The 26,791-nt window shown below is 66.5% G+C and carries 21 protein-coding genes; 10 read left to right on the top strand and 11 right to left on the bottom strand.

The window, feature by feature from the left end:
* Nucleotides 1-157 precede the first annotated feature (157 nt).
* The 3 genes from AC1DOX_RS02105 to AC1DOX_RS02095 are packed head-to-tail and all read left to right on the top strand — an operon-like array spanning nucleotide 158 to nucleotide 4,141.
* Entirely contained in the window at nucleotides 158-2,626 is a 2,469-nt protein-coding gene (locus AC1DOX_RS02105; protein WP_441617643.1) for a penicillin acylase family protein, read from the top strand.
* A gap of 37 nt (nucleotides 2,627-2,663) precedes the next feature.
* Nucleotides 2,664-3,413 (top strand): glutamine amidotransferase, encoded by a 750-nt coding sequence (locus AC1DOX_RS02100; RefSeq protein ID WP_441617641.1) that lies wholly within the window; start codon nucleotides 2,664-2,666, stop codon nucleotides 3,411-3,413.
* Nucleotides 3,410-4,141 carry an MOSC domain-containing protein gene (locus AC1DOX_RS02095; protein WP_441617639.1) on the top strand — a complete coding sequence of 244 codons (732 nt, stop codon included), beginning with the start codon at nucleotides 3,410-3,412 and terminating at the stop codon, nucleotides 4,139-4,141. The genes AC1DOX_RS02100 and AC1DOX_RS02095 overlap by 4 nt, the downstream gene beginning before the upstream one ends.
* Here AC1DOX_RS02095 and AC1DOX_RS02090 read toward each other — a convergent pair.
* On the bottom strand, nucleotides 4,132-4,386 hold the full coding sequence (locus tag AC1DOX_RS02090) for a DUF1289 domain-containing protein (protein WP_441617637.1): 255 nt from the start codon (nucleotides 4,384-4,386) through the stop codon (nucleotides 4,132-4,134). The two genes, AC1DOX_RS02095 and AC1DOX_RS02090, sit on opposite strands and share 10 nt — an antisense overlap.
* Before the next feature lie 255 nt (nucleotides 4,387-4,641).
* On the opposite strand from AC1DOX_RS02090, the gene AC1DOX_RS02085 reads away from it, so the two are divergent.
* Nucleotides 4,642-5,106, top strand: coding sequence for a PaaI family thioesterase (locus tag AC1DOX_RS02085; RefSeq protein WP_092137940.1), 465 nt, complete (start codon nucleotides 4,642-4,644; stop codon nucleotides 5,104-5,106).
* Between the two features lie 69 nt (nucleotides 5,107-5,175).
* On the opposite strand, the gene AC1DOX_RS02080 is transcribed toward AC1DOX_RS02085, so the two are convergent.
* The 5 genes from AC1DOX_RS02080 to prpB form a co-directional block, all read right to left on the bottom strand.
* A complete protein-coding gene (locus tag AC1DOX_RS02080; protein WP_092137939.1) occupies nucleotides 5,176-6,300 on the bottom strand; it encodes an asparaginase in 1,125 nt (374 codons plus the stop codon).
* Nucleotides 6,301-6,593: 293 nt separating this feature from the next.
* A complete protein-coding gene (prpF, locus tag AC1DOX_RS02075; protein WP_441617635.1) occupies nucleotides 6,594-7,787 on the bottom strand; it encodes a 2-methylaconitate cis-trans isomerase PrpF in 1,194 nt (397 codons plus the stop codon).
* Between the two features lie 76 nt (nucleotides 7,788-7,863).
* On the bottom strand, nucleotides 7,864-10,461 hold the full coding sequence (acnD, locus tag AC1DOX_RS02070; protein ID WP_441617633.1) for a Fe/S-dependent 2-methylisocitrate dehydratase AcnD: 2,598 nt from the start codon (nucleotides 10,459-10,461) through the stop codon (nucleotides 7,864-7,866).
* Nucleotides 10,462-10,527: 66 nt separating this feature from the next.
* Nucleotides 10,528-11,685, bottom strand: a complete 1,158-nt coding sequence (gene prpC, locus AC1DOX_RS02065) for a bifunctional 2-methylcitrate synthase/citrate synthase (protein ID WP_441617631.1) — start codon at nucleotides 11,683-11,685, stop codon at nucleotides 10,528-10,530.
* A 74-nt stretch (nucleotides 11,686-11,759) separates the two neighbouring features.
* Nucleotides 11,760-12,668, bottom strand: coding sequence for a methylisocitrate lyase (gene prpB / locus AC1DOX_RS02060; protein WP_441617629.1), 909 nt, complete (start codon nucleotides 12,666-12,668; stop codon nucleotides 11,760-11,762).
* A gap of 415 nt (nucleotides 12,669-13,083) precedes the next feature.
* Between prpB and prpR the strand changes: the two genes are divergently transcribed.
* Both prpR and AC1DOX_RS02050 read left to right on the top strand, forming a co-directional pair.
* Nucleotides 13,084-15,030, top strand: coding sequence for a propionate catabolism operon regulatory protein PrpR (gene prpR, locus AC1DOX_RS02055; RefSeq protein ID WP_441618030.1), 1,947 nt, complete (start codon nucleotides 13,084-13,086; stop codon nucleotides 15,028-15,030).
* Nucleotides 15,031-15,157: 127 nt separating this feature from the next.
* A complete protein-coding gene (locus tag AC1DOX_RS02050; RefSeq protein ID WP_441617627.1) occupies nucleotides 15,158-15,595 on the top strand; it encodes a carboxymuconolactone decarboxylase family protein in 438 nt (145 codons plus the stop codon).
* Nucleotides 15,596-15,859: 264 nt separating this feature from the next.
* Here the strand turns inward: AC1DOX_RS02050 and AC1DOX_RS02045 are convergent, their stop codons facing one another.
* The 4 genes from AC1DOX_RS02045 to AC1DOX_RS02030 form a co-directional block, all read right to left on the bottom strand.
* Nucleotides 15,860-16,315 (bottom strand): cupin domain-containing protein, encoded by a 456-nt coding sequence (locus AC1DOX_RS02045; RefSeq protein ID WP_441617625.1) that lies wholly within the window; start codon nucleotides 16,313-16,315, stop codon nucleotides 15,860-15,862.
* Between the two features lie 9 nt (nucleotides 16,316-16,324).
* Nucleotides 16,325-16,762 (bottom strand): carboxymuconolactone decarboxylase family protein, encoded by a 438-nt coding sequence (locus AC1DOX_RS02040; protein ID WP_441617623.1) that lies wholly within the window; start codon nucleotides 16,760-16,762, stop codon nucleotides 16,325-16,327.
* 265 nt (nucleotides 16,763-17,027) lie between these two features.
* Nucleotides 17,028-18,317 carry an ergothioneine biosynthesis protein EgtB gene (gene egtB / locus AC1DOX_RS02035; RefSeq protein ID WP_441617621.1) on the bottom strand — a complete coding sequence of 430 codons (1,290 nt, stop codon included), beginning with the start codon at nucleotides 18,315-18,317 and terminating at the stop codon, nucleotides 17,028-17,030.
* A gap of 353 nt (nucleotides 18,318-18,670) precedes the next feature.
* Nucleotides 18,671-19,291, bottom strand: coding sequence for an FMN-dependent NADH-azoreductase (locus AC1DOX_RS02030; RefSeq protein ID WP_092137929.1), 621 nt, complete (start codon nucleotides 19,289-19,291; stop codon nucleotides 18,671-18,673).
* A gap of 158 nt (nucleotides 19,292-19,449) precedes the next feature.
* Here AC1DOX_RS02030 and AC1DOX_RS02025 point away from each other — a divergent pair, with 158 nt between their 5' ends.
* The 3 genes from AC1DOX_RS02025 (at nucleotide 19,450) to AC1DOX_RS02015 (ending at nucleotide 21,611) form a co-directional block, all read left to right on the top strand.
* Nucleotides 19,450-20,430: a LysR substrate-binding domain-containing protein gene (locus AC1DOX_RS02025; protein ID WP_441617618.1), complete on the top strand. Its 981-nt coding sequence runs from the start codon at nucleotides 19,450-19,452 to the stop codon at nucleotides 20,428-20,430.
* A 156-nt stretch (nucleotides 20,431-20,586) separates the two neighbouring features.
* Complete coding sequence (locus AC1DOX_RS02020; protein ID WP_441617616.1) at nucleotides 20,587-21,000, top strand: DoxX family protein; 414 nt, start codon at nucleotides 20,587-20,589, stop codon at nucleotides 20,998-21,000.
* A gap of 71 nt (nucleotides 21,001-21,071) precedes the next feature.
* Complete coding sequence (locus AC1DOX_RS02015) at nucleotides 21,072-21,611, top strand: DUF4136 domain-containing protein (protein ID WP_441618028.1); 540 nt, start codon at nucleotides 21,072-21,074, stop codon at nucleotides 21,609-21,611.
* A gap of 36 nt (nucleotides 21,612-21,647) precedes the next feature.
* On the opposite strand, the gene AC1DOX_RS02010 is transcribed toward AC1DOX_RS02015, so the two are convergent.
* Entirely contained in the window at nucleotides 21,648-22,889 is a 1,242-nt protein-coding gene (locus AC1DOX_RS02010) for an EAL domain-containing response regulator (protein ID WP_441617614.1), read from the bottom strand.
* Between the two features lie 160 nt (nucleotides 22,890-23,049).
* Here AC1DOX_RS02010 and AC1DOX_RS02005 point away from each other — a divergent pair, with 160 nt between their 5' ends.
* Nucleotides 23,050-26,769, top strand: coding sequence for an FtsK/SpoIIIE family DNA translocase (locus AC1DOX_RS02005; RefSeq protein WP_441617612.1), 3,720 nt, complete (start codon nucleotides 23,050-23,052; stop codon nucleotides 26,767-26,769).
* Nucleotides 26,770-26,791 lie beyond the last annotated feature (22 nt).

The raw sequence follows: 26,791 nt of genomic DNA, 5'->3' as shown, positions 1-26,791 counted from the left end.
CGGAAGAATGCCCGGCTGGTCCGGGCATTTTTTCGTGGATGAGATCCGCGATCCTCTGAAGCTTCGGGAGCCGTGATCGCACAAGGTTGCCTGGGCGGAAGCCTGCGATCATTCGAGATTCCGATCCTTGCGATCGCATATGACTGGAGAGGTTCCGATGGGCTGGTTCAAACGGCTGGGCTGGTGGCTGGCGTCGATCGCGCTGCTGGCGGTCACGGGCGCGGCTGGCGGCTATATCTGGTATCGCCAGGCCTCGCAGCCGGATTCGGCCGGCACGCTGCGGCTGCCCGGACTGAAGGACCGCGTGGTGGTGGTCCGGGATCGCAACGCCGTGCCGCACATCCAGGCCGCCAACGCGCTCGATGCTTACTACGCGCTGGGCTACGTCCACGCGCAGGACCGGCTGTGGCAGATGCAGATGAACAAGCGGATAGTGGCGGGCCGGCTCGCGGAGATCCTGGGGCCGAGTGCGCTCGATACGGACCGCTTCCTGCGCACGCTGGGCGTGCGGCGCAACGCCGAGGCAATCCTGGCCCAGTCTTCGCCCGAGACCCGCGCGGTGCTGCAGGCCTATGCCAACGGCGTCAATGCGTTCATCGATACCCGCAAGTCCGCGTTGCCACCGGAATTCCTGATGCTGCGGACCCGCCCGGAGCGCTGGGAACCGGCCGATACGCTCGGCTGGCAGACCATGATGGCGTGGGACCTGGGCGGCAACTGGACCCAGGAGGTCTTGCGCATGGGGCTGGCGCAGCAACTGCCGACCGCCCGCATCGCCGAGATCCTGGCGCCGTACCCCGGCGACAAGCCGCTGCGAACCATGGACTACGCCAGCTTCTACCGGCAGCTGGCGCCCGTCGCGACGGCGATGGCAAGCGTGGTGCAGCGCGCGCCGTCGGGTTACGTGGAGGGCATGGGCTCGAACAACTGGGTGGTATCCGGCGCCCATACGCGCAGCGGCAAGCCCCTGCTGGCCAACGATCCGCACCTGGGGCTGCAGGCGCCGGCGCTGTGGTACGTCGCCCGCCTGCAGGCGCCGGGACTCGACGTCACCGGTGCCACGCTGCCCGGCGTACCGCTCGTGGTGCTGGGCCATAACAAGCGCATCGCGTGGGGCTTCACCAATACCGCGCCCGATGTGCAGGATCTCTATATCGAACGCGTGGCGCCCGGCAACCCGGGCCAATACCAGACGCCGGACGGCTGGGCCGACTTCGAGACCCGTACCGAGATCATCCATGTAAAGGGCGAGAATGACGTCACGCTGACCGTCCGCGCCACGCGGCATGGCCCGGTGTTGTCCGATGTCGCCGAACCGCTCGTCGCCGCCGCGAAGCCGCTTGGCGCGCAATATGTGGTGGCGTTCCAGTGGACGGCGCTCCGGCCTGACGATCGTACGTTCCAAGGCGGCCTGAAGCTCGGCCAGGCCTCTGACTGGAACAGTTTCCTGGCGGCGATGCGGGATTTCCACGCGCCGCAACAGAACATCGTCTATGCCGATGTCGACGGCAATATCGGCTATATCGCACCGGGACGCGTGCCGCTGCGGCGTGCCGACAACGACCTCAAGGGGCTGGCGCCGGCGCCGGGCTGGGAGGCCCGCTACGACTGGACGGGCTTCGTGCCGTTCGAGCAGTTGCCGCGCAGCTATAACCCGCCGACGGGCATGATCGTCACCGCCAACCAGAAGATCGTGGCGGACGACTACCCGTACTTCATTACCAGCGAATGGACGGTGCCGTATCGCTACCAGCGCATCAAGGCGCTGCTGGAGGCCAATCCGCACCATACCCCGGACAGCTTCGCGGCTATCCAGAAGGACGTGGTGTCGCTGGCCGTGCGCGAAGCCCTGCCGCTGTTGCTGGCGGCGCCGGTGGCGCAGGACGCCAGTCTCCCGCCGCGCGAACGCGGGCTGCTGGATGCGCTGCGCAAGTGGGATGGCACGATGGCGGCGGATCGCGCCGAGCCGCTGGTGGTCACCGCTTGGCTGCGCGAGTTGTCTCGCCTGCTGTTCGAGGACAAGGTCGGTGAGGTGCAGTTCAACCGGCTCTGGGATCAACGTAATGTCCAGTTGCCGATGCTCAACGCCATGCGCGATCCCGACGGCGCGGGCGCGTTCTGGTGTGACAACACGCGAACTCCTGCGCGCGAGACCTGCGGCGAGACGATTAGCCTGGCCTGGCGACGTGCCATCGCGGACCTGGACGCGCGCTATGGCGACAATGCCGAACGCTGGCGCTGGGGCAAGGCGCACACGGCACGCGCGGAGCACAAGCCATTCGGCAAGGTCCCGTACCTGGCCGGCTTGTTCAACGTGCGCGTCCAGACCGGTGGTGATACGTATACCGTCGACGTCGGCCGCCACAACCTCCGTGACGAACGCGCCCCGTTCGAGAGCACCCATGCCGCGAGCCTGCGTGCCATCTACGATCTTTCGGATTTGTCTGAATCCCGATTCATGACTTCGACGGGACAATCGGGCAATGCGCTCTCGCCCCACTACCGGGACTGGACGGACAAGTGGGCGGGAGTGCAATTCATCACGGTCGGCGTGCACCGGCGCAATCCCGGTGGCGACAGCTTCGACACGATGGTGCTGCGTCCCGTGGCGGAGGCGCTACCATGACGCACGCTTTTCGCACCGAACTTTCAGGAGTGGATTCATGACCGAAATTCCCGGCATTCCCAACGATGCGGCCCCGGGCAGCACGGCGCGCCGTACCGATGTCATCCAGCATGTGGCGTTCGAGCACGCCGGCGTCATCGCCAATGCTGTGCGGGCGCGTGGGCACGGTATCCGCATCTACCAGGCCGGCGTCGACGACCTGACGCCCGTGATGGCGGACCCGGCCGACCTGCTGGTGGTACTGGGCGGGCCGATCGGCGTGTACGAGACGCAAGCCTATCCGTGGCTGGAGGCCGAGATCGCCGTGATTCGCGAGCGACTGGCATCGCGCCGCCCGATGATCGGCGCATGCCTTGGCGCGCAACTGATTGCGGCGGCGTCGGATGCACGGGTGTATCCCGGCACGCGCGAGATCGGCTGGGCGCCGGTGACGCCGACCGAGGCCGGATTGCGGTCCCCGCTGGCGGCGCTGGCCGACGCCGACTGGCAGGTGCTGCACTGGCATGGCGATACGTTCGACCTGCCGGCGGGCGCCGAACTGCTGGCTTCCACGGCGGGCAACACGAATCAGGCCTATGCCATCGGCAAGCATGTGCTGGCGCTGCAATTCCATCCGGAAGTGCTTGCCGGCGATATCGAGACTTGGCTGATCGGCCATACCGTGGAGCTGGCCAAGGCCGGTATCGATCCGCGCACGATTCGCCGGCGTACCGCGGAGATCGGGGCGACCGTCGCGGCGGCTGGCGAGCGGATGTTCACTCGTTGGCTGAGCGAGGCCGGGCTGTGAGTCTCGCGGTCATCGATATCGCCATTGACGCCGTGCTGGCGGGAAAGGTTCGCCCATACGGGCCCAAAGGGCTGCCGAGCGGCATCGACAAGACCGAAGTCCACGACGCTGTGCGCGTGACGACAATCGGGCTTGCGATCGACGAGCAAGGGGACCCGAAGCACCATGGCGGCCCGGAAAAGGCCTTGCATCACTATGCACGGGATCACTACGCTCACTGGCAGACCGAACTGTCGGCTTACGCCGACGCGGCCGTCGATGTCCTGGCCCGTCCGGGCGCGTTTGGCGAGAACCTGAGCACCCGGGGTTTGACGGAAGCGGACGTCTGCGTTGGCGACCGGTTCCGGCTTGGCACGGCGCTGGTGGAGGTTTCACAGGCCAGGCAGCCGTGCTGGAAGCTCAATCACCGCTTTGGTTATGCCGGCATGTCACGCGCGGTCCAGAGCAGCCAGCGGACAGGCTGGTACTACCGCGTACTGGAAGAGGGCGAGGTGCGTCGCGGCGACCGGCTGATCCTGCTTGCGCGGCCCTGTCCGCAGTGGAGCCTGCAGCGGTTGCTGCGCGTGCTGTATGTGGATCGGCTCGACTACGCGGCGCTGGCCGAGATGGCGGAGCTGCCAGTGCTGGCGGAAAGCTGGCGCAAGCTGGCCCGGCAGCGCGTGGCGCGCCGCGAAGTGGAAGATATGGAGAAACGGTTATCCGGCAGCCCGGCTGCGGATCAGTCCTGACGGAAGCGTCGCGCGGTGCCTTCTCGCGTGATGCGTTCCCAGATGACCTGTTTTTCGTCGTCGCTGTAGAACACCCAGTTGCTGACTTCCGCCGCGGTGCGGCCACAGCCCTGGCAGATTTCGTCGAACAGCGTGGAGCAGATGCCGATGCACGGACTGTCCGGACGGTTGCTCAGCCCGCCCTGGCCCTCGGAAGTGGCGGCTGCGGCAGGTGACAGGACGGAATCGGACGGAATGACGGGCATGCGGTCGGCGGGTGGAACGGCTGGGGGCACATTATAAACGGGGCGGATGGCCGGCCCGGCGATGGCGATATGACGTTTCCGGTCAGGTCGGCCAGGGTCGGCCAGGATCGGTCATGGTCGGCCGGGAACCAGTCAACGCGGACCGCCGGTGTCTGCAGGGATTACCCCGGAAGTTATTGAGCTGGGCGCGGTGGTTGGCTACGCTGGCAATGTCTCGATTCACGATTCATTCCCCATCCTTTCCGGAGTTTGCCGATGTCTGAAGCCTCTGCTGGCATTTCCCGCCATTCGGACGGCACCGTCGCGCCGCGCGTGGCGGCCGTGGTGGAGTCCGTGTTGATGCAGTCCCCGGTGGCGCGTGCGCTAGGCATCCGCCTCGATGCCCTCGCACCCGATCACGCCGAACTGCTGCTCCCGTTCAGCATGGAACACACCACGGTGGCGGACATCGTGCACGGCGGCGTCATTGCGACGCTGATCGACATCGCGGGCGCTACGGCCGCATTCTCCAATATCGATCCGGATGTGGTGCGCAGTGGCGCGACAGGAAACTTGTCGATCCAGTATCTGGCGCCGGCAAGATCGGCGACGCTGCGTGCGGTGGCGGTGGTGATCCGTCGCGGCAAGCGGCAGGTATCCACGGATGTGTCCGTCTATGCCGAGGGCCCGGATGAGGGCGTGCTGGTCGCCAAGGCGCTGATGAGCACCACGTTGTTCTGAAATACCGGAGAGAAAGGGCTGGCGTATCCGCCTGCGACGACGCCAACCCTTCCGCGCGACTTCCGCCGATCAGTACTTCCAGAAGATCTGCTGCAGCGCCTTCGGATCGTTGGTCTGCGTGAGCGCCAGCGCCATCAGGATGCGCGCCTTCTGCGGCAGCTGGTCGTCAGTGACAATCCAGTCGTACTTGTCGTCCGGCTGCTCGGCGTTGCGAACCACCACGCCACTGCCCGTGCGCGAAGCACGAACGATCTGCACGCCCTTGGCCCGCGCGGCTTTCAGCGGTTCCACCATGTAGTCGCCCACGCTACCGTTGCCGGTGGCCGCATAGACGATGGCCTTGGCGCCATTCTTCACCGCGGCGTCGATGCTGGCCGGGTTGACGTTGCCGTAGGCATAGACCACGGCGACCTCGGGCAGCTTGTCGATCTTGTCGATGTCCCATTGGGTTTGCATCGTGTGCGGGCGGGCCGGGATGCGATAGAACAGCGTGCGGCCTTCCACCACGTAGCCCAGCGGGCCGAACGGCGAGCGGAACGTCTCGGTCTTGAACGTGTTGGTCTTGGTCACGTCGCGGCCTGTGTGGATCTCGTCGTTCAGCACGACCAGCGTGCCCTTGCCGCGCGATGCCGGATTCGATGCGACCAGGACGGCGTCATACAGATTCAGTGCGCCGTCCGCGCCCAGCGCGGTACCCGGACGCATCGAGCCGACCACCACCACTGGCTTGTCGCTCTTCAGCGTCAGGTTCAGGAAGTACGACGTTTCCTCGATGGTGTCGGTGCCGTGGGTAATCACGATGCCATCCACGTCCGGCTGCTTCAGCAACTCGGAAACTCGCTTGCCCAGCTTCAGCAGGCGCTCATTGTTGAAGCTCTCCGAGCCGATCTGGAAAATCTGCTCGCCCTTGACGTTGGCGACCTTCGAGATCTCCGGCACCGAGGCGATGATCTTGTCGACCGGTACCACGGCGGACTGGTAGGCCGCCGTGTTGGTGGCCGATGCACCCGCGCCGGCAATGGTGCCGCCGGTGCCGATGATGACGATGTTGGCCTTGCGGGCTTCGGCGGTGGCGCCGGCAGGTGCCGCGGTCGGGGCCGAAGCCGGAGCCAGCTGGGCGTGGGCCACGCCGGACAGCAGGCTGGCCGACAACAGCAGGGCGGCCAGGGACTTGAGATGGGCAGTACGTTTCATGATTCTCCTCGTATCGGCGATTGACGCGTGTCTTATGGAACGCGTTGCCACTTGTCATCGATTCATGGGTTCCGCCCGTCGGGGGTCATGGGGATTGCCAGGGACCGCCGTCCCGGACGGAGCGTGCACTATACCGAGGCACGCGCGTTGCGTCGACAACCTCGTCGTTGCCATGAATGACCGGAAACGTATGCCCAGTAAGACAAAGCGGCATCTTTCCCTATGGAAAGATGCCGCTTTTTCAAGGCATTGCCGATGCGAGATTGCGCCCTACATTGCGCCCCGTTTTGCGCCTAGAACGCGTCGCCCGGCACGCGTACCCAGCCTTCCATCAGCACGCGCGCGCTGCGGCTCATGACGGCCTTTGTCACCGTCCATTCGCCATCGACCTGGCTGGCTTGCGCGCCCACGCGCAGCGTGCCAGACGGATGGCCGAAACGCACGGCCTCGCGTTCACCACCACCGGCGGCCAGGTTGACCAGCGTGCCGGGAATCGCGGAGGCGGTGCCGATGGCCACGGCCGCCGTACCCATCATCGCGTGGTGCAGCTTGCCCATCGACAGCGCGCGCACCAGCAGGTCCACGTCGCCGGCGTTGACCGCCTTGCCGCTCGATGCCGTATAGGTCGCCGGCCGGGCCACGAAGGCCACCTTCGGCGTGTGCTGGCGCCGGGCGGCTTCGTCGATGTCCTGGATCAGGCCCATTCGCTTGGCGCCGTAAGCGCGAATCGTCTCGAACATCGCCAGCGCCTTGGGGTCGCCGTTGATGGCGTCCTGCAGTTCCGTGCCCGTGTAGCCGATGGCCTCCGCGTTGACGAAGATCGTCGGAATGCCGGCGTTGATCATCGTCGCCTTGAGCGTGCCGACGCCAGGCACTTCCAGGTCATCGACAAGGTTGCCGGTCGGGAACATCGCGCCGCCGCCATCGTCCCCTTCCTCGGCGGCCGGATCCCTGAACTCGAGTTGCACCTCGGCGGCGGGGAACGTCACGCCGTCCAGTTCGAAATCGCCGGTTTCCTGCACCGCGCCCTCGGTCACCGGTACGTGCGCGACGATGGTCTTGCCGATATTGGCCTGCCAGATGCGCACGGTCACCATGCCGTTTCGCGGGATGCGGGCAGCATCGATAAAGCCGTTGCTGATCGCAAACGGCCCGACGGCGGCCGAGAGATTGCCGCAGTTGCCGCTCCAGTCGATGAACGGCTGGTCGATCGATACCTGGCCGAACAGGTAGTCGACGTCATGGTCCGGGCGCGTGCTCTTCGAGATGATCACCGTCTTGCTGGTGCTCGAGGTGGCGGCGCCCATGCCGTCGATCTGCTTGCCATAGGGGTCGGGGCTGCCGATGACGCGCAGCAGCAGCGCGTCGCGGGCGCGGCCCGGGACCTGCGCCGCCTCGGGCAAATCCTGCAAGCGGAAGAAGACACCCTTGCTGGTGCCGCCCCGCATATAGGTTGCGGGAATCTTGATCTGGGGTACGTGAGGCATCGTGACTTGTCCACTTGTCCAATAGCGCGGGGCGGCATGTCGCCATGCCGCCCACCTTGCGCTGACTGCTTAACGTTTAAGCCGCGGCGCGCGAGGATTCCAGGAAATCCTGCGCAAACCGCTGCAGCACGCCGCCGGCCTCGTAGATCGAGACCTCTTCGGCCGTATCCAGCCGGCACAACACCGGCACCTCCACGCGCTCGCCGTTCTGGCGCCGGATCACCAGCGTCAGTTCGGCGCGCGGCTTGCGCTCGCCGATCACGTCGAACGTCTCGGTGCCGTCGATGCCAAGCGTGAGGCGGTTGACACCCGGCCCGAATTCCACGGGCAACACGCCCATGCCGATCAGGTTGGTGCGGTGGATGCGCTCGAAGCCTTCCGCGACGATCGCTTCCACGCCCGCCAGCCGCACGCCCTTGGCCGCCCAGTCGCGCGACGAACCCTGGCCGTAGTCGGCCCCGGCAACCACGATCAGCGGCTGCTTGCGGTCCATGTAGGTCTCGATGGCTTCCCACATGCGCACGACCTTGCCCTCCGGCTCGACGCGCGCGAGCGATCCCTTCTTGACCGCGCCATCGACCACCGCCATCTCGTTGATGAGCGTCGGGTTGGCAAACGTCGCGCGCTGGGCCGTCAGGTGATCGCCACGATGCGTGGCGTAGGAGTTGAAGTCCTCTTCCGGCAGGCCCATCTTCGCCAGGTACTCGCCGGCCGCGCTGCTGGCCAGGATGGCGTTGGAGGGCGACAGGTGATCGGTCGTGATGTTGTCGCCCAGCACCGCCAGCGGCCGCATGCCCTGGAGCGTGCGCTCGCCGGCCAGTGCGCCTTCCCAGTACGGCGGACGGCGGATGTACGTGCTTTGCGGGCGCCAGTCGTAGAGCGGGTCGATCGATTCGCCGGAGGCCGCCGTGATGGCGAACATCGGCTCGTAGACCTTGCGGAACTGCTCGGGCTTCACGCTCTTCGTCACGATCGCGTCGATTTCCTCGTCGCTCGGCCAGATGTCCTTCAGGTACACCGGCTTGCCGTCGGCATCCGTGCCCAGCACGTCGCGCTCGATGTCGAAGCGGATCGTGCCGGCGATGGCGTAGGCCACCACCAGCGGCGGCGAGGCCAGGAAGGCTTGCTTGGCGTAGGGATGGATGCGGCCGTCAAAGTTGCGGTTGCCGGACAGCACCGCCGTCGCGTACAGGTCGCGATCGACGATTTCCTGCTGGATCTTCGGATCCAGCGCACCCGACATGCCATTGCAGGTGGTGCAGGCAAACGCCACGATGCCAAAGCCAAGTTTTTCCAGGTCGGGCAGCAGGTTGGATTCCTGCAGATACAGTTCCACGGCCTTGGAGCCCGGCGCCAGCGACGATTTCACCCACGGCTTGCGGGTGAGGCCGCGCGCGTTGGCGTTGCGCGCCAGCAGGGCCGCGGCAATCACGTTGCGCGGGTTGCTGGTGTTGGTGCAGCTGGTGATCGCGGCAATGATCACCGCGCCATCGGGCATCTGGCCGGGGACTTCCTCCCACTTGCCCGCGATGCCGCGCGCAGCCAGGTCGGCGGTGGGCAGGCGCTTGTGCGGGTTCGACGGACCGGCCATGTTGCGTCCGACCGTGGACAGGTCGAACTTCAGCACGCGCTCGTATTCGGCGGCATCCAGTGCGTCCGCCCACAGCCCGGCGGTCTTCGCGTAGGTCTCCACCAGGCTGACCTGGGCGTCCTCGCGGCCGGTGAGGCGCAGGTACGACAGGGTCTGGTCGTCAATGAAGAACATGGCGGCGGTGGCGCCGTATTCCGGGGCCATGTTCGAGATCGTGGCGCGGTCGCCCAGCGTCAGGCTGGATGCGCCTTCGCCACGGAACTCCAGATAGGCGCCAACCACCTTTTCCTTGCGCAGGAACTCGGTCAGGGCCAGCACGATGTCGGTGGCGGTAATGCCGGGCTGGCGGCGGCCGGTCAGTTCCACGCCGACGATGTCCGGCAGGCGCATCCACGACGCGCGGCCCAGCATCACGTTTTCCGCTTCCAGCCCGCCCACGCCGATGGCGATGACGCCGAGCGCGTCCACGTGCGGGGTGTGGCTGTCGGTGCCCACGCAGGTGTCGGGGTAGGCCACGCCGTGGTCGGCATGGATCACCGGGGACATCTTCTCCAGATTGATCTGGTGCATGATGCCGTTGCCCGGCGGGATCACATCGACGTTGCGGAACGCCTTCTTGGTCCAGTTGATGAAGTCGAAGCGGTCTTCATTGCGGCGGTCCTCGATGGCGCGGTTCTTCGTGAACGCATCCGGATCAAAGCCGCCGCATTCCACGGCCAGCGAATGGTCGACGATCAGCTGCACCGGCACCACCGGATTGACCAGCGCGGGGTCGCCACCCTGGTCGGCAATGGCGTCGCGCAGGCCGGCCAGGTCCACCAGCGCGGTCTGGCCCAGGATGTCGTGGCACACCACGCGGGCGGGGAACCACGGGAAGTCGAGATCGCGGCGCCGCGCGATGATCTGTTTCAGGGAGTCCGTCAGCGTGGCGGGGTCGCAGCGGCGGACGAGGTTTTCGGCCAGCACGCGCGACGTGTAGGGCAGCTTGTCATAGGCGCCCGGCTGGATGGCGTCGACCGCGGCGCGCGTGTCGAAGTAATCCAGTTTGGTGCCGGGCAGCGGCTTGCGGTATGCAGTGTTCATGGCGTGTGGAGGACTGGCGTGCCTGCCACCCCGGCGGGGTGGCGGCACTGTTGCTTTTGCTGTGAATCAGGCGCGCTTTTCGATGGGCACGAACTTCAGGTCTTCCGGGCCGGTGTAGTTGGCCGTCGGACGGATGATCTTGTTGTCGATCCGTTGCTCGATCACGTGGGCCGCCCAGCCCGACGTGCGGGCAATCACGAACAGCGGCGTGAACATCGCGGTGGGCACGCCCATCATGTGGTAGCTCACGGCGCTGAACCAGTCGAGGTTCGGGAACATCTTCTTGGCGTCGGCCATGACCGTCTCCAGGCGTTCGGCGATGTTGAACATCTTCATCGAGCCGGCGTCCTTCGACAGCTTGCGGGCCACCTCCTTGATCACCACGTTGCGCGGGTCGGAAATCGTGTACACCGGGTGACCAAAGCCGATCACCACTTCCTTGTTTTCCACGCGGCGGCGGATGTCGGCCTCGGCCTCGTCCGGGGTGTCATAGCGCTTCTGGATCTCGAAGGCCACCTCGTTGGCGCCGCCATGCTTCGGGCCACGCAGCGCACCGATGCCGCCGCAGATGGCCGAGTACATGTCGGAGCCGGTGCCCGCCACCACGCGGCACGCGAACGTCGAGGCGTTGAACTCGTGCTCCGCGTACAGGATCAGCGACGTCTGCATCGCGCGCTCCCACAGCTTGGACGGCGACTCGCCGTGCAGCAGATGCAGGAAGTGGGCGGCGATCGAGTCGTCGTCGGTTTCCACCTCGATGCGGCGGCCGTTGTGGCTGTAGTGGTACCAGTACAGCAGCATCGAACCGAGGCTCGCCATCAGGCGGTCGGCGATGTCGCGCGCGCCCGGCGTGTTGTGGTCGTCCTTCTCCGGCAGCACGGTGCCCAGCACCGACACGCCGGTGCGCATCACGTCCATCGGGTGGGCGCTGGCCGGCACCCATTCCAGCGCGGCCTTCACGTTGGCGGGCAGGCCGCGCAGCGCCTTGAGCTTGGTCTTGTAGGCGGCCAGCTCGGACTTGTTCGGCAGCTTGCCATGCACCAGCAGGTGGGCGATTTCCTCGAATTCGCAGGTGTCGGCGATGTCGAGGATGTCGTAGCCGCGGTAATGCAGGTCATTGCCGCTGCGGCCCACGGTGCACAGGGCGGTGTTGCCGGCGGCAACGCCCGACAGGGCGACGGACTTCTTGGGCTTCGGCGTGGCCAGCGGTTGGGCTTCGGACATTGGGGTCTCCTTGGTATGTTGGTTTGGCTTGCGTGCGGGCATGTTGGTTTCAGAAACGGATGAGATTCCGCAGCTTACTTGCCCTTGCCCTGCGCGAACAGGGCATCCAGCTTTTGTTCGTAGACGTGATAGCCGATGCGCTCATACAGCTCGTTGCGCGTCTGCATGGTGTCGACCACGTTTTTCTGCGTGCCGTCGCGGCGGATGGCTTCGTATACGTTCTCGGCGGCCTTGTTCATCGCGCGGAAGGCGGACAGCGGGTACAGCGTCATCGCCACGCCGATATCGCGCAGCTCGTCCACGGTGAAGTACGGCGTTGCGCCGAATTCGGTCAGGTTGGCCAGCACCGGCACCTTGACGGCATCGACAAAGCGGCGATACATGTCCAGGTCCGTCATGGCTTCCGGGAAGATCGCGTCGGCGCCGGCTTCCACGCAGGCCACGGCACGCTCGATGGCCTTGTCGAGGCCTTCCACGGCCAGCGCGTCGGTACGGGCCATAATCACGAAGTTCTGGTCGGTACGGGCGTCCACGGCGGCCTTGATGCGGTCGACCATTTCGCCTTGCGTGACGATTTCCTTGCCCGGGCGGTGGCCGCAGCGCTTGGCGCCGACCTGGTCTTCGATATGCATGGCGGCTGCGCCGAACTTGATCAGCGAGCGCGTGGTGCGGGCCACGTTGAAGGCAGAGGCGCCGAAGCCGGTGTCCACGTCGACCAGCAGCGGGGTGTCGCAGACGTCGGTGATGCGGCGGATGTCGGTCAGGACGTCGTCCAGGTTGGAGATGCCCAGGTCGGGCAGCCCCAGGGAGCCGGCAGCCACGCCGCCACCCGACAGGTAGATGGCGCGATAGCCGGCGCGCGTGGCCAGCAGCGCGTGATTCGCGTTGATGGTGCCGGGAATCTGCAGTGGGCTTTCATCGACCAGGGCCTGGCGGAAGCGGGCGCCGGCGGAGCGGGCGAGTTCGGATGCAGAAAAGGTCATGGCGTGGAGTTGAAATATCGGATTCGAAACGGACCCATATGGCGCAAGGGGTGTGCCAGCCCGGAATCCACCCTCGGCGGGCGGGCTCCGGTCGGTCCATAAACCCTTACAGCTCAGAGGGTTAGGTCATACCGACACTGAAATTCCACAAGTTTCACGAGCCGATTACTTCCCTTCGGTATTTCAACATTGAAATTCAGATGTTTCAATATTGAAATGCCGGCGGCGCCGGCGCACAATCCAAATCGACCCCAACCGATCCAAATCGACTATACGCCCGAACGCGTCGCCAATCCCGGCGGTTCGCGCGCCTGCCATCCCCGTCAATCGTGGCTGCACCATGACTCCCTCGCAGAATCAGATTCCTCTCAATGCGCCCGCCATTCCGGTCGGCGCCCGACCCCGTATCTGGGCCATGGGCATCAGCCGATTGTCGCGCGCCTTTGCCGAACTGATCCCGGCCTATTCCGGGCGCGCCGAGTTTCGGATCGTCGGGCGTGCGTTCGAGGCCGCCGCCAGCGCGATCAACCGGGAGGCCCGCGAGGGCCGGGTGGACGTGGTGGTGGCGGGCGGCTCCAACGGTGCCTACCTGCGCCAGCACGTGGATGTCCCCGTGGTGCTGGTGAAAGTGACCGGTTTCGATGTGATGAATGCGCTGGCCACTGCGCGGCGCATTTCGCCGATGGTGGCACTGGTCACCCATGCGTCGACGTATGCCGAAGTCGACGAATTCGTGCGGGCCTTCTCGCTATCCATTCCCACCTACACCTACCTGACCGAGGACGATGCCACGGCGCGCGTGCGGGCGCTCAAGGAGGAAGGCGTGCGCGTGGTGGTGGGGCCGGGCATGGTGACGGATCTGGCGGACAAGTATGGCCTGCTGGGTGTGTTCCTGTACTCGGGCAATGCCGTGCGGCTGGCGCTGGAAGATGCCATCGAGGCGGCACGGCTGCGGCGCATCGAGTCGACCCGCCGCGACTACGTCAACACCATCCTCGCGCACCTGAACGAGGGCGTGGCGGCCGTGGATCCGGAGGGTCGGGTGCAGGCGTTCAACCCGGCCATGGAGCGCTTTCTGGGCACGCCCGCCGGCGCGGCCGTGGGGCGCAAGCTGTCCACGCTGGCGCCCGGGCTCTCGCTCGACGGGGTCATGCAAAGTGGCACGCGGGAACTGGAGGCGATCCATCGGCTGGGCGACAAGATGGTGGTGGTCAACCGGATTCCGATCGTCGGCGAGGCCGGCACCACCGGCGCGGTGCTGACGATCCAGGACGCCAATGCGATCCATCGCGCCGACCGCAACCTGCGTTCGCGCACACGGACGCGGCCAGCGGGCGTGCGTTACTCGCTGGATGACCTGGCCGGGACGTCGGCGGCGATGACGGACCTGCGGGCGCTGGCGCGGCGGTATGCGATGGTCGATTCCACCGTGCTGGTGGGCGGGGAGAGCGGCACCGGCAAGGAGGTGCTGGCGCAGGGCATGCATGACGCCAGCCCCCGGCGCGCGTTCCCGTTCGTGGCCGTCAATTGCGCGGCATTCCCGGAAGCGCTGCTGGAATCGGAACTGTTTGGCTATGAAGAGGGCGCGTTCACCGGTGCGCGGCGTGGCGGCAAGGCCGGGCTGTTCGAATCGGCGCATGACGGCACGTTGTTCCTCGACGAGGTGGGCGACATGCCGCCGGCCTTGCAGACGCGGCTGCTGCGCGTGCTGCAGGAAAAGCAGGTCCTGCCGATTGGCGGCATCGAGGCCGTTCCCGTCAACGTGCGGGTGATCGCCGCCACCCACCGGGACCTGGCCGCGCTCGTGCGCGAGGGCACGTTCCGGCAGGATCTCTACTACCGGCTCAATATCCTGCGGATCGAGATGCCCCCGCTGCGGGACCGCGCCGCGGACCTGGCCGATCTGGCCGAGATGCTCTACCGGCGCGCGCAGGAGCGGCTGGGCGTCGCCGATCCGCTGCAGTTGCCCGCGACGGTGCGCACGCGGCTGGCACGGTATTCGTGGCCCGGGAATATTCGCGAGCTGGAAAACGTGACGGAGCGCATTGCCGTGCTGGTAGCCGGCGCAAGGCTGGAGCCGGCCGCACTGCAGCGCGAATTGCAGTCCGCCGTCCCCGAGCTGTTTTCCACGGATTCCCGGGATCCGGCCAGCGCAGGCATGGCGGCGATCGATGCGCCCGTCTTGTCCACCGCGGTGGCGTTGCCGGCGGGTGCGAGCCAGTCGCTGGCAGGCGTCGCGCGCGTTAGCCAGGCCGAGCATATCCGTCGGGTCCTGGCGGAATGTGGCGGCAATCGCGCGGCCGCTTGTGCGCAACTCGGCATCAGCGCCACCACGCTTTGGCGCCGCTTGCGCGGCGACTGAGCCGCGCCGGGTGGCTACCTGAAAAACGGCGGATAGTGGCTATTGGCCGGACCGCTCCGGACGCCTAGTGTGAGAGGCGTCGGATCGGGTTTGCCGATCCTTTTCCGGATGCATTTCAAGGCACGACATGACCCAGCGGCTGGATTCCTACCGGGCGAACCGCCCCAGCATCGAGCTATTGCTGCGGCTGGACAAGCGTAGCGACGCCTATCGGCTCGAACATTCGCTGGCGGACCTGGTGCGGCTACGCGTGTCGCAGGTCAATGGGTGCCCTTACTGCATCGACCTGCACACGGCGCGCGCGCGGCGGGCAGGGGAGATGGCCGGGCGTATCGACATGCTGCCGGCATGGCGCGAGAGCAAGCTTTATACGGACCGCGAGCGGGCGGCCCTCGCCTGGGCGGAAGCCGTGACGCGCGTGGCGGAAACCGGGGTGCCGGACGATCTGTGGGAGGCGGTCCGGCCGCTGTTCAGCGACCGGGAACTGACCGACCTGACGCTGCTGATCAGTGCGATCAACGGGTTGAACCGTTTTGGCATCGCTTTCCGGCGCTCGCCTGAATAGACATTCGAAGTAAAGGAAGCCCAACCGCATGCGGGATCGCCGATCGTTCGGCACCCGCAATGTTTTTGCTCTATGTTTGCAATTAACGGCCATGAATTCCCAAAATCTTCGTTCCGAGATTTGCCGATTGGAGAAGCTCCTGGCTGGCGGCATGCCAGGCGATAGGAAACGATCAGAAGATCAGGCCGAAGCAGAAAACCTGAAAGCGAGGGCGCCGCGAAAAACCCGGAAAGCCCTGGACGGCGCTGCTCGCCAGCAGATCCGCTATTGCGGCAGCGGCAGCTTTACCGGCGCCTTGTCCGACACGATCGCGTACACGAGCAGCTTGGCGGGGCGGGTCTGGCTCGCGTTGCGGGAAACCAGGTGGCGAGCGTTGGGCGGCTCATACCAGGCCTCGCCTTGCTTGAATACGCGTGCTGGCTGGCCATCGAGCTGGGATTCCACTTCGCCCTCTAGCACGTAGGCGAAGATCGAACCCGGGTGCATATGCGGCGTGGAGGCCTGGCCCGGTGCGTAGCTCACCGTGATCATCAGCGCATCGCGGCCGGCGGCTTCGGGAAGCGCTTGTTTCATGATCGGGGCGATTGTTTCCTCGCCACGGCCACCGGCGGTCTCGTGCGCCTGGGCGGGGCGGGCAACGCCGAAGATCAGCGCGCCGAGCGTAGCCAGCACGGTCAGCGCCAGCCCGGCGCCGGCCCCCTTCAGAATCTGTCGGGACATGGCGTTGCCTCAGGCCGGCGTCTTGCGGAACGAGATCGCAAAGCGGTTCCACGCGTTGATCGTGGAAATCAGCAGCGTCAGGTCCACCAGTTCCGCGTCCGAGAAGTGCGGGCGAACAGCCTCCCACGCGGCGTCGGGCACATGGTCTTGCGACACCAGCGTCACGGCTTCGGTCCAGGCCAGCGCGGCGCGCTCGCGATCCGAGAAGAACGGCGTTTCGTGCCAGACCGACAGCGTGGCCAGGCGGCGATCATCCTCGCCGGCCTTGCGGGCGTCCGAGCTGTGCAGATCGACGCAATAGGCGCAGCCGTTGATTTGCGAGGCGCGCAGGCGAACCAGTTCCACCAGCGACTGTTCCAGACCGGCTTCGCTGATGCGCTTTTCCAGGCCGAGCATGGCTTTGATGGCAGCGGGGCTGGCGTTATAGAAATCAAGACGTTGTGCCATGACTTGCTCCTGTCTTATCAGTTGGCTTCGCCGGATTGGCGTTGCGACAGGATCAAGATTAGGCGCGGCAGTGGCTTGCTGGAATAACCGGTTTTTTCTATTTTGAGGTAGCCACCTAACTGGCGTTGCGGGTCCGGACTAGAGGTTGTTTCAAAACGAAGCGAAGCGGTCCTGGCTAGACGCGAGGCCGCAGACAGTACAAGTGGTACTGCAAGCGAGTGTGGCTAACCCGGCAACGACGCCAGAATCATTTTGATAGTGCCTCTTAGATGTCGTCGGCCAGGCGCACGCCGGTGAATTGCCAGCGCTGATGCGGGTAGAAGAAGTTGCGGTAACTCGCGCGGATGTGGGACTCCGGCGTGACGCAGGAACCGCCGCGCAGCACCATCTGGCTGCTCATGAACTTGCCGTTGTATTCGCCGATGGCGCCGGCGCTGGGCCGGAAACCGGGGTAAGGTAGGAAGGCGCTGCCGGTCCATTCCCAGACATCGCCAAACATCTGGCGCAACGCGCCGGCGGTGTTCTGGCGATCCGGCAGCGGGCGCAGTACCCGGCCATCCAGGAAATTGCCGGTGGCGGGCAGATTGCGCGCCGCGTGCTCCCATTCAGCCTCCGTGGGCAGGCGGCGCTCGGCCCAACGGGCGAAGGCGTCGGCCTCGAAGAAACTCACGTGCGTGACGGGGCTGTCCGGATCCACCGGCTGCATGCCGCGCAGGCTCATTTGCCACCAAGTGCCCTCGCGTTCCTCCCAGTACAGCGGCGCCTGGATGCCGTGATCGCACACCCAGCGCCAGCCGTCGGACAGCCAGAGCCCAGCCGTCTGATAACCCCCGTCCTCGATGAATTCGAACCACTGGTGATTGCTCACGGGGTGCGAGCACAGCGCGTACGGTTGCAGCAGCACGTTATGGCGCGGCGTCTCACAGTCGAACGCAAAATCGTCGCCGCCATGCCCGATGGCAACCACGCCGCCCGTGAAGCGGATCCACTCCGGCGCGGGACGCGGGTCCGCGATCACCGGCGCCGCCAGCTCCGGCGCGAAGGCCGGGCGCAACGGGTTCTGGGCGAACAGGTGCAGGATGTCGGTCAGCAGCAGCTCCTGGTGCTGCTGTTCGTGGTTCAGGCCGAGCGTGATGAGCGCCGCCTCGTCGTCGGTCTGCGCCTTCGTCAGCAGGGACAACATGGTCTCGTCGACGGCCTCGCGATACGCCAGCACCTCGTCGAGCGAGGGACGCGACAGCAGGCCACGCCGGGGACGTGGATGGCGCGCGCCCACGGCCTCGTAGTACGAATTGAACAGGTAGCGATACTGGGGGTCCACCGGCTCATAGTCCGGCAGTCGCGCCGCCAGCACGAATTCCTCGAAAAACCAGGTGGTATGCGCCAGGTGCCACTTCGCCGGGCTGGCATCTTCCATCGACTGCACGGTCGCATCCGCATCGGACAGGTCCGCCACCATGGCTTCCGTTGCGGCGCGCACATGGCGGTACTGGCCAAGCAGGGCGGGCTCGTGCGGGGGATGGTTCGCGGCGGCAGGCAACAGTGCTGAGGTCATGCAGGCTCCCGGAGACGGATCAAGGCAGAGACGACACGGGTGAGACGGCGCTGCGCAAGGCAGCACGGACAAGGCAGGCGGCGGAGGGCGTGCCATGCGGCACGGCGCTGGATGAATCCGCCAGATTTCGAATCATCATAGACCTGATCGCCGGGCGGGGCGAGCCGGGGCGGGGCGCGAACGGCTGCAGCGCAAGGCCCGGGGCGGCGCGCGGGAAGGGCCGGCGCCTGCAAACGCGCATGCCAATGCACGCGCGCGCAAGAAAAAACGGGCCGCACCAATAAAGGCGGGGCCCGGCGGGAAAGCGCCGGTACCGCGGAGGGCGGCACCGGACACGGAGGAGAGAGTCAGGTTCAGGCGGCGGCGCGGGTGCCATCGTTCAGCGCGGCGATGGCCGTGCGGGCGGCGGCGAGGCCGGCTTCGCGGGCATCCGGGCCCATGGCCAGGCCGTGCGCGCGGACGATGGTGACGTCCGTGATGCCCAGGAATCGCAGCACCGTGTCGACGGTGATTTCATGCAGATCCAGCGCGTTGGCGTCCTGGCGCACACCGCCGCGGGACGACACCACGATGGCGCGCTTGCCCTTGGCCAGGCCTTCCGGGCCGTTGGCCGTGTATTGGAACGTGCGGCCGGCCTGGGCGATACGATCGATCCAGGACTTCAGCTGGCTCGGAATGCCAAAGTTGTATTGCGGGGCGCCAATGACCAGCACGTCGGCGGCCATGAACTCGGCCAGCCACGCTTCCGTACGCTGCAGCTCAGCCTCTTGCACGGCGTTCAGGCCGTCCTTCGGGCCGCCCAGCACGGGCAGCAGGTTGCCGGTCAGGTGAGCGGGGGCGTCCTGGTCCAGATCGCGGACGGTCACCTTGGCCTGGGGGTTCTTGGCAACCAGGTCGGCGACCACGCTGGCCGTCAGGCCACGGGAAACGGAGTTATCGCCAAGTACGCTGGAATCGATTTGCAGGATGTTCATGTCTGGCTCCACGGGGGCTGTGTTCGGTTGGGATGACTGAAAGATAAGCCCTGGCCATTGGTGCCGGTAGTGAGGCAAAATGCAAATAATTGTTCTACCTGCGCAACGCCGCGACCTGAGCCTTTGTGGCAGCGCGCGATGTCCGATGGAGATTCGGCATGCAAGACCTCAACGATCTGTCGCTGTTTGCCCAGGTGGTGCAACACGGCAGCTTTTCGGCCGCCAGCCGCGCCACCGGTGTGCCCAAGTCGCGGCTGTCGCGCCGGATAGCCCAGCTGGAGCGGGACCTGGGCGTGCAACTGCTGCGCCGGACCACGCGTCAGGTGCGCGTTACGCCGCTCGGCGAGTCGTATTACGAACATTGCCGGGAAATGCTGCAGGCGGCGGAAGCGGCACGCGAGGTGATCGAGCATGCGCGAGAGCAGCCGGGCGGTTCGCTAAAGATCAGTTGCCCGGTGGCGATCACCCAGATCCTGCTGGCACCCGAGATCGGCACCTTCATGCGCGCCAATCCGGGCATCCGGCTGGAGATCGACGCCACCAACCGCCGCGTCGATGTGATTGGCGAGGGCTACGACCTGGCGCTGCGCGTGCGCGATGTGCTGGAGGATTCCAGCCTGGCGGTGCGCACCTTCGGCAAGAGCGACATGAAGCTGGTGGCCAGCCCGGCGCTGCTGGACAGCATCGGGAGGCCGCGCACGCCGCAGGCGCTCGACGGCATGCCGGGGGTCGGCCAGAAACCGCATGACGGCAAGCACGCCTGGACGCTATTCAGCAAGTCCGGCGAATCCATCCATATTTCCTACGATCCGCGGCTGGTGTCGGATGAGTTCGCACTGCTGCGCGAGGCCGCCATGGCCGGCGTTGGCGTGGCCATGCTGCCGCGCATGTACTGCCGGGACGAGATCGAAAGCGGAGAACTGGAGGAGTTGTTGCCGCAATGGGATTTGCCGATGGGAGTGCTGCACGCCGTATTCCCGTCGCGCAAGGGCGTGACGCCCCCGCTGCGCCGCTTCCTGGAATTCCTCGCCGAAGTGCTGCCCGAGCATGCGCGCCGCGTCGGCATGATGACGGCGACGACCCCACCCATGCACGTGGCACCGCCGACGGAGCCACCTGCGCGCCACGGCCCACCATGAGAAACCTCGGGATGCGGTGTGCCGGAAGTACGACGTTTGTCGCCGCTGCGCCTTTACCTTCACGCCAGTGCGCACTAAGGTAGTTGTGCAGGTCACTTGCGCGAGGGCAAGGGCGCCCGGCGCGCGCACCAAATTTCACGGCAAGGAGCAGAGTTGATGAGTCGCACGCAAGGATCGCAGGACGTGGGCAAGGCGATACTCCGTATCGCACTCGGTGCGCTGATCCTGGTGCACGGGATTTCCAAGCTGATGACGGGGCCGGGCTTCATCGTGCAGGTGGTCACCAAGGCGGGGCTGCCGGAATCCGTGGCCTATCTGGTCTACGTCGGTGAAATCGTCGCGCCCATCCTGCTGATCATTGGCCTCTGGACGCGGCTTGCCGGCCTGATCATTGCCGTCAACATGATCGTGGCGCTGGCGCTGGTGCACGCAAGTCAGTTCGGTGATATGGCCCCGACCGGCGGCTGGGCGCTGGAGTTGCAGGGCATGTACCTGGCGGGGGCGCTGGCCGTGGCGCTGCTGGGGGCGGGCCGCATGAGTGTCGGCGGCATTGATGGCAGATGGAATTAGCGCCGCGGAGCATTGCCATGGGACCCCGACTGCCTGATCGTCTGCACATCCAAAGATGCGCGCTCGGCGCCATGACGCTGTTCGCGCTGGCCGGGTGTGCCACCGGGCCCGACATCCGCACCGACTACAACCGCGCCGTGGATTTCTCGGCGTATCGCACCTTCGGATTCGTGGCGCGGCCGGGCACCGACCGCGAGGGCTATGAAAGCCTGACCACGCAATACCTGAAGGCGGCGGTCCAGCGGGAGATGACCGCGCGCGGCTATCGCTACGCCGCCGGGTCCTCCGACCTACTGGTCAACTTCAATGCCCGCTTGCAGCAGAAGATCGTCGGCGATCCCATGCCAATGGCGCCGGGCTACATGGGCTATTACGGTTATCGGCGCGGCCTCTATGCGCCGTGGCCCGGATACGGCTTCTATAGCGACACCTATTCGTACACCGAAGGCACGCTGAACATCGACCTGATCGATGCGAAAAGGAACCAGCTGGTCTGGGAGGGCGTGGCGCAAGGCGATGCCAGTCAGGCCGATCCAAAGGGCAACCAGCAGGCGCTGGACAAGGTGGTGTCACAGATCTTTGCGAAGTATCCGTTCCGGGCCGCGCCGTAGCACACCGGCGCCCCTTGCATGCCTATCACGCACCTATCACGCGGCCGGGCCGTCGGCGGTCCGCCAGTCGCCGGCCTGCGACAGGGCATTGGCGACGAAGGCGTCGATCGGCAGCGGGCGTGACCACAGATAGCCCTGGCCCACATCGCACCCCAGCGCCAGCAACGCGTCGCGTTGCGATTCTGTTTCGATTCCCTCGGCCACACACGTCAGCCCCAGCTCCCGCGCGAGCCGGATCATGCTGCGGCAGATCACGGTGCGCTGGTTCTCCGCATCCACGTTGACGACGAACGAGCGGTCCAGCTTGACCTGCGTGAAAGGCAGGTCCGCCTGCAGCTTGAGCGTGGCGATGCCCACGCCGAAATCGTCGATCGCCACCCCGTAGCCGAGTAGCCGCAAGCGGTTCAGGGCAACCGACAGCGCCACGGTATCGGCGACGGGAAATCCTTCGGTCAGCTCGATGGTCAGCAGGCGCCGCGGAACGCCCGCGGCCTCGACCATGGCTTCCACCCGTTCCAGCACATCCGGCCGGCACAGCGTCTGCGCCGATGCATTGATGCCCAGCTCGATCTCCATCTCCACGCCGGCGGCGCGCAGGCGCTGGTGCACGTCGAGACAGCGTCGGGCGGCCAGGAACAGGATCGGGTCGGCGGCACCCAGCGCTTCCAGGCGCGGGATGAACAGATCCGGGCGGATGTTGCCAAGCGCAGGGTGGTGCCAGCGGCAGAGCGCTTCGGCACCTGCCAGCCGCCCCGTCGCCAGATGGAACTGGGGTTGCAGCACGATCTCGAAACTGGCGTCGTCGCGCACGGCGGCGAGTAGCGCCTCGTCGTCCGGCATGCCTGCATGAGCCGGCGCCACATCGTCGCGCGCCGCGGTTTGCGTCAGGATGGATTCCAGCAGCGTGGCCACCAGGGGCTTGTGCAAGGCGTGCACGTACGGCAATCCGAGCGTCTCAGCCAGGTCGCGGTGCGATGCGAGGATGTCGTCGGCCAGCAGGGTCATCCAGGCCCAGACGGGCGAGGCTCCGGCAAACGCGCTGCTGCCTCGCCGAGCAAGTTCTGCCATCAGTTGGGGGCCATTGATCACGGGCATCTCGATATCGCAGAGCACCACGTCGAATGGCGACGCCGCGAGCATGGCCATCGCTTCGCCGCCGTCGCACGCCAGCGTGACCTGCGTCACGCCCAGTCCGCGCAGCAGGTCGGCGGCCACCGTCCGCTGGACCGGATGGTCTTCGACCACAAGGACGCGAAGGTCGGCGAGGGGAGTTGGCATCGGTACGGCAACGGCATCGGGCAGTGGAACGATGGTACCGCAGGTGTTGCGGCTGCCACGCATCGAGCAAGAAAAGGGTGAAAAACCTTTACGCCAGGCGTGCGGCGAGCCCAGACCCGCTACAATCGCTGCCCGTAGTTTTGAACGTGTCATATCAATCATGGGTCTGGGCTGGTTCGGATTATCGACCTTCTGGCTGTTGCCGCTTGTCTGGCGAATGGTGGGGCGCGCGCTTGCAGGCGATCGCCGGCTGTTCGGTCGTGGCTCGTTGCGCGTCTGGCTGGGTACGCTGCTGGTGCTGGGCGCCAGCGCAACGCTGGAGTCGCTGACAGGAGGCGAGGGCGAGGGCGCTGCCGCGGGCGGCGCAGTGGGCCATGCGCTGGCCGGCGGCGCGGCAAACCTGCTTGGCTGGACGGGTTCGCTGCTGATGATGCTGGCCGTACTGGGCCTGGCTGCACCGATGGTGTTCGGCGAGACCTGGCGCAGCCTGTTCCTGCTGCGCAAGCCGCGCGCCGCCGCCGACGAAGGCCGCCCCGAGGTGCGTAACGACACCCGCGCCGAAGCCCGCGCCGATTTCCGTGGGGCCGGTCGCAGCGAGCTTCGTGGCGACGTCAGTGGAGATTTCCGCGCCGACATCGGCACGTCGCATGCCGCTACCTCCGCGCAGCCCGGCTCACGCGAGTCCGTGGATCGCTGGGAGACCACGTCGCTGCCGACGCATTCGTCGGCGGGCTGGAATCCCACGCCGCCGCGACACAAGGGCATCGAGGCCGTTTCCGCACGCCGTCAGCCGGCGTGGGAGCCGCCGCCACGCACACGCCAGTCGCCGCCGCAGCCGGGTGAAATCTGGCTGCATCATGGCGAGGCACCGGGTGCGGTGAAGCCAGCACCCGCCCGCGCCGCGACGCCGGCATCCGCTGCGCCAGCGCCTGTTGTGCCGTCCACGTCGTCGGGTGCGTCCAGTGCGTCCGGTACGTCTGGTGTGTCGGCTGCGTCGACCGCATCGGCACGCGCGGCGAAGCCGATGACGCCCGCCGGTCACGTCGGCCACATGTCTCACGCTGCATCGATGCAGTCAGCCACATCGGCAATCTCATCCGCAGCCGCGCGTCCGTCGCCGGCCGCTGCGACGTCGTCGAAACCGGCGCCTGCGCGAGCCACCGTCGTCAGCAGCCCCTTCCGAAATCCGCAGCTCGGCCTGCGTGCCGCCGTCACCACGCTGCCCGAGGCGATGGCGACATCCGCGGCGGTTGCCGTGGCACCAGTCGCGACGGTTCCGGCAACGATGGACGAAGCGCCGGAAGTCGTCGTCATCGATCCGGCCGCAGTTGCCGTGCCCGCCACATCCGAGGACGTCTCCAGGGCTGAAGCGGAGGCTGGAGCCGAGGCCGCAGCCGAGCCAACGTCCTTATCAGAATCCTCGTCCACGTCCGAACCCTTGTCCGAGTCCGCGGCTTCGTCCGAATCCGGGACCGGGGCTGGTGTGGTGGCACGGGCCGAGGCGATCGTGACGGAAATCGACGACATGGCCGAAGCCAGCGACGAAGACCGTGCCGCGTCGCCCGTGACCATGGCGGCCATCCGGCAGGAAGCCATGGAGCTGCTGGCCGAGCTGCGCGCGCTGGCCGCACGGCCGCTCGATGCTGAAGATATGGAGCAGCGCGATACGGCGGAAGCCGTGTCGGCCACGGAAGCCATCGACGCCGTGGAAGCCGTTGCGGCAGTGGAAGCCGTCGTAGTCGGAGAAGCCGTCGCAACAGGAGAAGCCGCAACCATCCAGGAAACGGCAGCGCCCGGGGTCGAATCGGATACCTCGGCGCCCGTCGCCGAAGCCGTGCCGGCCGTTGTACCGGGCAACGAGGCTGCAGAAGACGGTGTTCCTGCGGCCGCGCTTGATGCGGTTGCTACGGCTGCTACGGCGGCTGATGCCGCAGTGGCAGACGAGGTGGCGGACGTGGTGGTCGAAGCCGGCTCACCAGTGCAATCGTCGGCTGAGGCGGTCGCGCAGGCCATGGTGTCCGCTGCCGATGCCATGGAGTCCGACACCGAGGACAGCACCGATACCACCAACGCTGCCGACAACGACAACCATACCGACCATCCCCATAACGCCGACAACACCGACGCCAGCGACAACACCGATGCCCTGACCGCCGTCGCGGCCGAGGTGCGTTCGGCGAACGTCGAGCCAGTCGAAGAGGATGCCGCCGCCGCGGTGCTCGACGCCAATGCGCTCGTGCAGGCCACCCCCAAGCCGCGCATCGTGTTGCAGGCGGTGGTTGGCAAGACCGTGCCGCTCGCGCCCGCGCCGGCCATCCAGTCGCCGTCTCCGCTGGTTCCATCGCTGCCGGTGTCTTATCCCGTGCCCCCGGCACCCCCGGCGCCGCCGCGCATCGTCGACTATCGCCTGCCTGGCGGCGACCTGCTGGAAGCGGCGATGGATAGCGGGGAACAGGTATCCGAGGAGCGGCTGCAGGAGACGGGCGAGCTGATCGCCCAGCGTCTGGCCGAGTTCAAGGTGCCCGTGTCGGTGGTCGGCGCCAGTGCCGGTCCCGTCATTACGCGATTCGAGGTCGATCCGGCCATGGGCGTGCGCGGCGCGCAAGTGGTGGGTCTGATGAAGGATCTGGCGCGCGCGCTGGGCGTGACGTCGATCCGCGTGGTGGAAACCATCCCCGGCAAGACCTGCATGGGGCTGGAGCTGCCAAACGCCAAACGGCAGATGATCCGGCTGTCGGAGATCGTCACCGGCGCCGCGTTCCAGGCGCACGCATCGCGTCTGGTGCTGGCGATGGGCAAGGACATCACCGGCAACCCGGTGGTGACCGACCTGGCCCGGGCGCCGCACCTGCTGGTGGCCGGCACGACCGGCTCCGGCAAGTCGGTCGCGGTCAACGCCATGATCCTGTCGATGCTGTACAAGGCCACGCCGGAAGACGTGCGCATGATCATGATCGACCCGAAGATGCTGGAACTGTCCGTCTACGAGGGCATCCCGCATCTGCTCGCGCCCGTGGTCACGGACATGAAGCAGGCCGCGCACGCGCTCAACTGGTGCGTGGGCGAGATGGAGAAGCGCTATCGGCTGATGTCCACGCTGGGCGTGCGCAATCTGGCCGGCTACAACCAGAAGATCCGCGCGGCCGAGGCCGCCGGCGAGAAGGTGCCCAACCCGTTCTCGCTGACGCCGGACGCGCCTGAGCCGCTGTCCACGTTGCCGTTGATCGTGGTGGTGATTGACGAGCTGGCGGACCTGATGATGGTGGCCGGCAAGAAGATTGAGGAACTGATCGCGCGGTTGGCGCAGAAGGCCCGCGCCGCCGGCATCCACCTGATCCTGGCCACGCAGCGCCCGTCGGTGGACGTGATTACCGGCCTGATCAAGGCGAACATCCCCACGCGCGTGGCGTTCCAGGTGTCGTCGAAGATCGATTCGCGCACGATCCTGGACCAGATGGGCGCGGAAAGCCTGCTGGGACAAGGCGACATGCTGTTCCTGCCACCGGGTACCGGCTATCCGCAGCGGGTGCACGGCGCCTTCGTGGCCGACGACGAGGTGCACCGCGTGGTGGAGCACTGGAAGCAGTTTGGCGAGCCGGACTACGACGAGGCCATCCTGGCCGGAGATACGCCGGATGCCGGCGGCGCCGACCTGTTTGGCGATGGCGGAGGGGATGGCGAGGCCGATCCGCTCTACGACGAGGCGGCCCAGTACGTGCTGACCTCGCGCCGGGCGTCGATCTCGTCGGTCCAGCGGCAATTGCGGATTGGCTACAACCGGGCTGCGCGGTTGATCGAGCAGATGGAGGCGGCCGGGCTGGTATCACCGATGGGTCGCAACGGCACGCGCGAGGTGCTGGCACCTGGGTCGGGCGACTGAGGCCACCGCGCGCATGGCGATC

It is taken from the genome of Cupriavidus sp. 01L415 (assembly GCF_056400065.1).
Note: the sequence above shows the minus strand (reverse complement) of the source record. Positions and strands in the feature narration are given on the sequence as shown.

Bases quoted from the DNA above. Each gene is read 5' to 3' on its own strand.
- AC1DOX_RS02050 (WP_441617627.1), top strand. From the start codon at position 15,158: ATGACCCAGCGGCTGGATTCCTACCGGGCGAACCGCCCCAGCATCGAG.
- prpC (WP_441617631.1), bottom strand. From the start codon at position 11,685: ATGTCCGAAGCCCAACCGCTGGCCACGCCGAAGCCCAAGAAGTCCGTC.
- egtB (WP_441617621.1), bottom strand. From the start codon at position 18,317: ATGACCTCAGCACTGTTGCCTGCCGCCGCGAACCATCCCCCGCACGAG.
- AC1DOX_RS02025 (WP_441617618.1), top strand. From the start codon at position 19,450: ATGCAAGACCTCAACGATCTGTCGCTGTTTGCCCAGGTGGTGCAACAC.
- AC1DOX_RS02045 (WP_441617625.1), bottom strand. From the start codon at position 16,315: ATGTCCCGACAGATTCTGAAGGGGGCCGGCGCCGGGCTGGCGCTGACC.
- AC1DOX_RS02080 (WP_092137939.1), bottom strand. From the start codon at position 6,300: ATGAAACGTACTGCCCATCTCAAGTCCCTGGCCGCCCTGCTGTTGTCG.
- prpR (WP_441618030.1), top strand. From the start codon at position 13,084: ATGGGCATCAGCCGATTGTCGCGCGCCTTTGCCGAACTGATCCCGGCC.
- AC1DOX_RS02105 (WP_441617643.1), top strand. From the start codon at position 158: ATGGGCTGGTTCAAACGGCTGGGCTGGTGGCTGGCGTCGATCGCGCTG.
- AC1DOX_RS02100 (WP_441617641.1), top strand. From the start codon at position 2,664: ATGACCGAAATTCCCGGCATTCCCAACGATGCGGCCCCGGGCAGCACG.
- AC1DOX_RS02030 (WP_092137929.1), bottom strand. From the start codon at position 19,291: ATGAACATCCTGCAAATCGATTCCAGCGTACTTGGCGATAACTCCGTT.
- AC1DOX_RS02005 (WP_441617612.1), top strand. From the start codon at position 23,050: ATGGGTCTGGGCTGGTTCGGATTATCGACCTTCTGGCTGTTGCCGCTT.
- AC1DOX_RS02020 (WP_441617616.1), top strand. From the start codon at position 20,587: ATGAGTCGCACGCAAGGATCGCAGGACGTGGGCAAGGCGATACTCCGT.
- AC1DOX_RS02010 (WP_441617614.1), bottom strand. From the start codon at position 22,889: ATGCCAACTCCCCTCGCCGACCTTCGCGTCCTTGTGGTCGAAGACCAT.
- AC1DOX_RS02040 (WP_441617623.1), bottom strand. From the start codon at position 16,762: ATGGCACAACGTCTTGATTTCTATAACGCCAGCCCCGCTGCCATCAAA.
- prpF (WP_441617635.1), bottom strand. From the start codon at position 7,787: ATGCCTCACGTACCCCAGATCAAGATTCCCGCAACCTATATGCGGGGC.
- prpB (WP_441617629.1), bottom strand. From the start codon at position 12,668: ATGACCTTTTCTGCATCCGAACTCGCCCGCTCCGCCGGCGCCCGCTTC.
- AC1DOX_RS02015 (WP_441618028.1), top strand. From the start codon at position 21,072: ATGACGCTGTTCGCGCTGGCCGGGTGTGCCACCGGGCCCGACATCCGC.
- AC1DOX_RS02085 (WP_092137940.1), top strand. From the start codon at position 4,642: ATGTCTGAAGCCTCTGCTGGCATTTCCCGCCATTCGGACGGCACCGTC.
- AC1DOX_RS02090 (WP_441617637.1), bottom strand. From the start codon at position 4,386: ATGCCCGTCATTCCGTCCGATTCCGTCCTGTCACCTGCCGCAGCCGCC.
- acnD (WP_441617633.1), bottom strand. From the start codon at position 10,461: ATGAACACTGCATACCGCAAGCCGCTGCCCGGCACCAAACTGGATTAC.